The following is a 6,491-nucleotide window of genomic DNA, read 5'->3' on the forward strand; positions in this document are numbered from 1 at the left end:
GGCTGCCACGTGCTGTGCGAGAAGCCGCTGGCGATGTCGCTGGCCGACGCCGCGCAGATGATCGACCGCGCCCAGGCCGCCGACCGCGTGCTCGCCACCAACCACCATCTGCGCGCCTCGGCCTTGCATGGCCAGGTGCGCCGGATGATCGAAGCCGGCACGATCGGCCGCGTCCACGGCGTGCAGGTCTCGCACGCGGTCTACCTGCCGCCGCACCTGCAGGGCTGGCGGCTCGATGCCCCCGGCGCCGGCGGCGGTGTGGTGCTCGACATCCTCGTGCACGATGCCGATCTGCTGCGCTTCCTGCTGCAGGCCGAGCCGCGGCGCATCACCACCGTGACCCGCCAGCAGGGCCTCGGCCAGGGCCGGGTCGAGGACAGCGCGATGAGCCTGATCGAGTTCGACGGCGGCGTGCTGGCGCAGACCCACGAATCCTTCGTGGCCCAGCACGCCGCGACCCGGCTGCACGTGCTCGGCACCGAAGGCACGCTCTACGCCGAGGGCTCGCTGACGCAGGCGGGCAGCGGGCGGCTGTGGCTGCGCGACAGCGCGGGCGAACGCGAGATCCCGGTGCCGACCGTGGACCTGTACGAGGTGGGCTGCGACGCCTTCGTGCGGGCCTGTGCCGGCCAAGGCGCGCCGCTGGCCACCGGGGTGGACGGCGAGCGCTCGATGGCCGTGGCCCTGGCGGGTCTGGCCAGCGGCGCCAGCGGCCAGTCGCAGCAGATCGACTGAGCGGTACCACACCCCTTTCACGAAGGAGCTTTCCCCATGGAAGCCTGGATGAACGACATCCCCGGCGCCGTGCGCGCCAGCCAGCGCCAGCTGCGCGCCGAAGTGCCCAACCTCGCCGGCCGCTACGCCCGCCTGACCGAGGCCCTGAACGACGAGGTCTCGGCCATCCGCAGCGAGATGGCGGGCGGCCACGCCGTGCCCGAGATCGCCTACGCCGACATCGCCGCCGGCCGGGTCTCGCCCGCCGAAGTCGCACGCGTCCACCGCCGCGGCTGCGCGGTGATCCGTGGCGTGTTCGACCCGGCGCAGATCGCCGAATGGAACGACGAGGTGGTGCGCTACATCGACGCGGTCGGCTACCTGCTGCGCATGCAGGACAAGGCGGGTCTCGACAAGTACTTCAGCGCGCTGGCCGCCGGCCGGCCGCAGATCTTCAGCCTCTACTGGTCCAGGCCGCAGATGCAGGCCCGCCAGCACCCGAACCTGGCCGTGACCCGTTCGTGGCTGAACCGGCTGTGGACCTTCGAGAAGGACGGCGCCCGGTTCTTCGACCCCGATCGCCAGTTCAACTACGCCGACCGCATCCGCCGCCGCGAGGCCGGGGACTCGACCCTCGGCCTGTCGCCGCACTCGGACGGCGGCTCGGTCGAGCGCTGGTGCGAGCCGAGCTTCCGCCACCTCTACCGCGAGGTGCTGCAGGGCGACCCGCTGGCGTTCGACCCCTTCGACGGCGAGGGCCGCACGCAGACGAAGGAGATCCCCTCGCCCGCCGTGTGTTCCGCCTTCCGCACCTTCCAGGGCTGGACTGCGCTGACCCGCCAGGGGCCGGGCGACGGCACGCTCAAGCTGGTGCCGATCGCGCGCACGATGCCGTGGATGCTGCTGCGGGCGCTGCAGCCCGATGTGCCTGAAGGCGACCTGTGCGGCGCGCAGCCCGGCCGCGCACTCGGCGCGTCGATGCAGTGGCACCCGGAACTGCTCGCCGGCCTGGTGTCGATCCCCGAAGTGCAGCCGGGCGACACCGTCTGGTGGCACTCGGACATCATCCATGCCGTCGAGAACCAGCACACCGGCAGCGGCTACAGCAACGTCATCTACATCGGCGCGGCGCCCTGGTGCGACAAGAATGCCCGCTTCGCCGAGCGGCAGGCCGCGGCCTTCCTCGCCGGCCGCAGCAGCCCGGACTTCGCCCCCGAAGACTACGAACTCGACTTCCCCGGCCGCGCCACGCCGGCCGATCTCAGCCCGCTCGGGCTGCAGCAGATGGGGCTTGCGCCGTGACCATGACCGCAGTGGCCGATCCCGCCTTCCGCACGCCCGGGTTCCTGCTCGGCCACATCCGCCACACGCTGGCGTTCTACGACGGCCGCTGCCTCGATCCGACGGGTGGTTTCTTCCACTTCTTCAAGGACGACGGCACCGTCTACGACCGCCGCACGCGCCACCTCGTCAGCAGCACGCGCTTCGTCTTCAACCACGCGATGGCCTACCGACGCTTCGGCGATCCGGCGTACCAGGCCGCGGCACGCCACGGCCTGCGCTTCCTGCACGACGCCCACGCGCAGCCCCAGGGCGGTTATGCGTGGCAGTTGGACTGGGACGGCGAGCGCCGCGCCGCGACGGTGCAGGACGGCACGAACCACTGCTACGGCCTCGCCTTCGTGCTGCTGGCCCATGCCCATGCGCTGATGGCCGGCATCGACGAGGCCCGCGCCGGGCTGGACGCGACCTTCGACCTGATGGAGCAGCGTTTCTGGGAGCCCGCGCACGGCCTCTACGCCGACGAGGCCACACCGGACTGGCAGGTCGGCCCCTACCGCGGCCAGAACGCCAACATGCACAGTTGCGAGGCCATGATCGCCGCCTTCGACGCGACCAAGGACCGGCGCTACCTCGACCGCGCCCTGACGCTGGCCACCGCGGTCACGCAGCGGCAGGCCGCGCTGTCCGGCGGGCTGGTCTGGGAGCACTACCACCCCGACTGGTCGGTCGATCCCGACTACAACCGCGACGACAAGACCAACATCTTCCGCCCCTGGGGCTTCCAGACCGGCCACCTCACCGAGTGGGCCAAGCTGCTGCTGCAACTGGAGGTCCACCTGCAGGGCACGCCCGGCGCCGAGGTGCCAGCGTGGATCGTGCCGACCGCCCGGCACTTCTTCGACACCGCCATGCGCCACGGCTGGGACCACACACACGGTGGCCTCGTGTACGGCTTCGCGCCGGGCGGCGAGGTGTGCGACGCGGACAAGTACTTCTGGGTCCAGGCCGAGAGCTTCGCTGCCGCCGCGCTGCTGGCGGTGCGCACGGGCGACGCCGCGGTCTGGCAGTGGTACGACCGGATCTGGGCCTACAGCTGGGCGCACATGGTCGACCATGCCCATGGCGCCTGGTACCGCATCCGCACGCCCGACAGCCGCGCCTACTCCGACGAGAAGAGCCCCGCCGGCAAGACGGACTACCACACGATGGGCGCCTGCTGGGACGTGCTGCGCGGCCTCGGCGCCTGACAGACACGAAGTGATCAACAGGGTTGTCCACATGCTGCGCCACCTCGTGCTGCTCCAGTTCAAGCCAGACACCCCGCCGGCGGCCATCGCCGACATCACCGCGGCGTTCCACGCACTGCGCACGGCGATCGGCACCGTGCGCGCCCTCGAGTCGGGCACCGATGTCAGCCCCGAAGGGCTGGCCCGCGGTTACACGCACGCCTTCCTGCTGACCTTCGACGATGCAGCCGGCCGCGACCACTATCTGCCGCACCCAGCACACCAGGCGTTTGTCGCGCGGCTGCAGCCGCTGCTGGAGGAGGTACTGGTCCTCGATTACCAGACCGATTCCAGTTGATGTCGGTGGACTTGCAAACGAGAACAATTCTTATTACATTCACGACATCGTCTTCCCCCTTCCTACCTGGGACTGAACATGTCGCTGAATGCGTGGACCCGCCGCACTGCTCTCCTCTGCCTGCTGGGCACCACCGGCCTCGCGGCCAGCCTGCTGGCGCTGCCGGCCCGTGCGGCCGACATCGAGCTGACGCTGGTCATCCGCGACCACCGCTTCGATCCGGCCGAGCTGAAGGTGCCCGCCGGCCAGCGCGTGAAGCTGGTCGTCGACAACCAGGACAAGTCGCCCGAGGAGTTCGAGAGCAAGTCGCTCAAGCGCGAGAAGGTCATCCCGGGCGGCGCCAAGGTGCCGGTGCTGATCGGTCCGCTGCAGCCCGGCCGCTACCCGTTCTACGGCGAATACCACGAGGCCACCGCCCGCGGCGTCGTCATCGTCGAATGAGCGGAGACGGACGGCCATGCTCGCTGCTGCGCTGATCGTGTTCCGGGAGTCGCTCGAAGCGGCGCTGTTCGTCGGCATCATCGCGGCGGCGACGCAGACGATGGCGCAGCGCGGGCGCTGGCTGGCGGGCGGGGTGTCGCTGGGCGTGCTGGGGGCGGTGCTGCTGGCCGCGCTGGCCGGACAGATCGCGCACTGGGCGGACGGCATCGGGCAGGACCTGCTCAACGTCGGCATCCTCGCCGTCGCGCTGGTGATGCTGCTGTGGCACTGCATCTGGGTCTCGACCCATGGCCGAGAGATGGCGTTCGAAGCGCAGCAGCTCGGCCGGTCCGTGGGCAGCGGCGAGCGGCCGGCCTGGGCGTTGCTGGTGGTGGTGGCGCTCAGCGTGCTGCGCGAGGGTGCCGAGACGGTGCTCTTCGTCAGTGGCACGGCTGCTGGTTCGGACATGGGGCTGGCCGAGGTGCTCGGCGGCACCGGGCTGGGTCTGCTCGGCGGCGTGGCAACCGGTGCGATGCTCTACGCCGGACTGTCGCGCATCCCGACACAGCGGCTGTTCGCGGTGACCAATGTGCTGATCGCGCTGCTGGCTGCGGCCATCGCCAGCCAGCTCGCCCGGTCGCTGGCGCAGGCCGGTCTGGTCGAGCGCTGGAGCGAACCCGCCTGGGACAGCTCCCGGCTGCTGAGCAACGAGTCGGCGCTCGGCACGCTGCTGCACGCGATGGTCGGCTATGACGCGCAGCCCAGCGGGCTGCAGGTGCTGAGCTGGGCTGGCGTGCTGCTGCTGATCACCTTCGGCACGCGGATGGCCGCCGCACGCACCGCCCCCCGCTGAGTGCATCAGCGGGTGCGGATCACCTGCAGCGTCATGCGCAGCGCGCCTTCGTAGACCTCGTCCACCGCCACCTGCGGCGGCACAGGCCCCGAAGTGGCTGCGGCGCCAGGGCCCGGCCCCGCGCCCAGCATGTCGACAAAAGCGGTCCGCAGCCGCGACACCGGTACCAGGTGGTCCGTGCCGCCGCGCCCCGGCAGCGCCAGCCCGGTCCACTGCCCTGCCGCATTCAGCACCGGCCCGCCACGCGGCCCGGCCGGCATCTCGATGCCCAGCCGGCGCTCGCCCGACACGCCCTCGGGTGCCCCGTGGAAGCCACTGCGCAGCCGCGGCCACGCCGGATCGGCACGGTGCGACGGCGTGAACTCGACCGCGTGCGCCGGACTGCCCGGGAACGGATCCCGCGGCGCAGCCGCCGGCAGCGGCAGCTCGACCGGCGTGTCGCCCAGCGCCACCGGCAGGCTGTGCAAGGTCAGCGCCGGCTGCAGCGCCAGCAGCGCCACACCCAGCCCGCGGTCCCCCCGCAACAGCCGCGCACCCGTCGTGCGGCCCAGGCCATCACGCACCAGCAGGCGCGCGCCGCCCTCCAGCGCCGCCAGCGGCACCAGCGCGTGGCGCCCCTGGTCGATCAGCACGCCGCTGGCCACCACCTGGGCGCCCTTGGGCACACGGGCGCCCGTGCTCCAGGGCGCCAACCGCACGGCCGGCAGCGCCACCGCAGGCGCAGCCAGCGGATCGTCCAGCAGCCGGCGCGTGGCGGGCAGCATCGGTTCGGCCGGAAAGCGCTCCACCGCCTGGTCGAGCAGGCGCCGCGCCGCATCCTGCTGACCGCCGATCGACAGCAGCCATGCGTAGAGCACGGCGCCCTCCACCACCCGCTGATGCGCCCCCGCGGTGTGGGCGCTGAACGCGGTGGCCTGCCGGTACTGGCCCGCCTGCAGCCAGGTGCGCACCAGCGCCAGCTCGGTGTCGGCCGCGTGCGCCATCGCCGCGGCGCGCTCGAAGCGGCGCAGCGCCTGGTCCACCTGGCCGTGCGACAGCGCGGCCTCGCCCTCGGCGAGCAGGGCCGCGCGCTCGGGGTTGTCTGTCGCCGCCAGCACCGGCAGGCTCCCCGTCAGCGCCAGCACCAACCCCATCCGCCAGCCAGCGCGCCGCGTCACGGGTTGGTGGCCGCGCCGGTCGGGCAGGACGTGCCCCCGGTGCGCTGGACACGCACGCTGCCCAGATCATTCGGACTGGCGCCGCGGGTGTACGGTGCAGCGGGCGCCTTGTAGCCAGCCATGAACGCGGTCAGCGCATCGATGTCCTGCGCGCCGCCCAGGGCTTGCGTGCCGTTCAGGAACGTGGTGAAGCCGTCGCCACCCGTGGCCATGAAGTTGTTGACCGTGACGCGGTAGGCCTTGGTCGGCGCCAGCACCTTGCCGGTCGCATCGACCAGGGTCTCGGTCGCCCCGTTGCGGGTCAGCGTGACGCTGCTGATGCGGGCGTCGCAGGCCTTGGCACCGTCCCAGGTGTACTTGAAGCCGCTCGACGGGACCATGATCCGCGTGGCCGCTGCGGCCTGCCCACGGCAGCCGGCGAACTGCTGCTCCAGCACGTTCTTGAGGTCCTGCGCCGTCAGCGTCAGCGTGACGAGGCT

General features: G+C 71.8%; 8 protein-coding genes. 6 read left to right on the forward strand and 2 right to left on the reverse strand.

The features are described from left to right. The 6 genes from AB3X43_RS14175 to AB3X43_RS14200 all read left to right on the forward strand — a co-directional run. Positions 1 to 735: Gfo/Idh/MocA family protein (locus AB3X43_RS14175; RefSeq protein WP_369430508.1), on the forward strand; the 735-nt coding region annotated here is incomplete at its 5' end. Positions 736 to 771: 36 nt separating this feature from the next. Continuing rightward, positions 772 to 2,016 carry a YbiU family protein gene (locus tag AB3X43_RS14180; RefSeq protein WP_369430509.1) on the forward strand — a complete coding sequence of 415 codons (1,245 nt, stop codon included), beginning with the start codon at positions 772 to 774 and terminating at the stop codon, positions 2,014 to 2,016. 2 nt (positions 2,017 to 2,018) lie between these two features. Beyond that, positions 2,019 to 3,245 (forward strand): AGE family epimerase/isomerase, encoded by a 1,227-nt coding sequence (locus AB3X43_RS14185; RefSeq protein WP_369430515.1) that lies wholly within the window; start codon positions 2,019 to 2,021, stop codon positions 3,243 to 3,245. Positions 3,246 to 3,276: 31 nt separating this feature from the next. Then, the gene (locus tag AB3X43_RS14190; RefSeq protein ID WP_369430510.1) at positions 3,277 to 3,582 is read left to right on the forward strand and encodes a Dabb family protein; all 306 of its coding nucleotides are present in this window, start codon (positions 3,277 to 3,279) and stop codon (positions 3,580 to 3,582) included. Between the two features lie 78 nt (positions 3,583 to 3,660). Further along, positions 3,661 to 4,023 (forward strand): cupredoxin domain-containing protein, encoded by a 363-nt coding sequence (locus AB3X43_RS14195; protein WP_369430511.1) that lies wholly within the window; start codon positions 3,661 to 3,663, stop codon positions 4,021 to 4,023. Between the two features lie 16 nt (positions 4,024 to 4,039). Further along, positions 4,040 to 4,855, forward strand: a complete 816-nt coding sequence (locus tag AB3X43_RS14200) for an FTR1 family iron permease (protein ID WP_369430512.1) — start codon at positions 4,040 to 4,042, stop codon at positions 4,853 to 4,855. A 5-nt stretch (positions 4,856 to 4,860) separates the two neighbouring features. On the opposite strand, the gene AB3X43_RS14205 is transcribed toward AB3X43_RS14200, so the two are convergent. Next, positions 4,861 to 6,012 carry a hypothetical protein gene (locus AB3X43_RS14205; protein WP_369430513.1) on the reverse strand — a complete coding sequence of 384 codons (1,152 nt, stop codon included), beginning with the start codon at positions 6,010 to 6,012 and terminating at the stop codon, positions 4,861 to 4,863. After that, positions 6,009 to 6,491, reverse strand: a 483-nt coding sequence (locus AB3X43_RS14210; RefSeq protein ID WP_369430514.1) for a 5'-nucleotidase C-terminal domain-containing protein, incomplete at its 5' end; no start/stop codon positions are given. The genes AB3X43_RS14205 and AB3X43_RS14210, both read right to left, overlap by 4 nt.

Origin of the sequence: Sphaerotilus sp., from assembly GCF_041083715.1 — a bacterium.
Classification (GTDB): Bacteria; Pseudomonadota; Gammaproteobacteria; order Burkholderiales; family Burkholderiaceae_C; genus Sphaerotilus.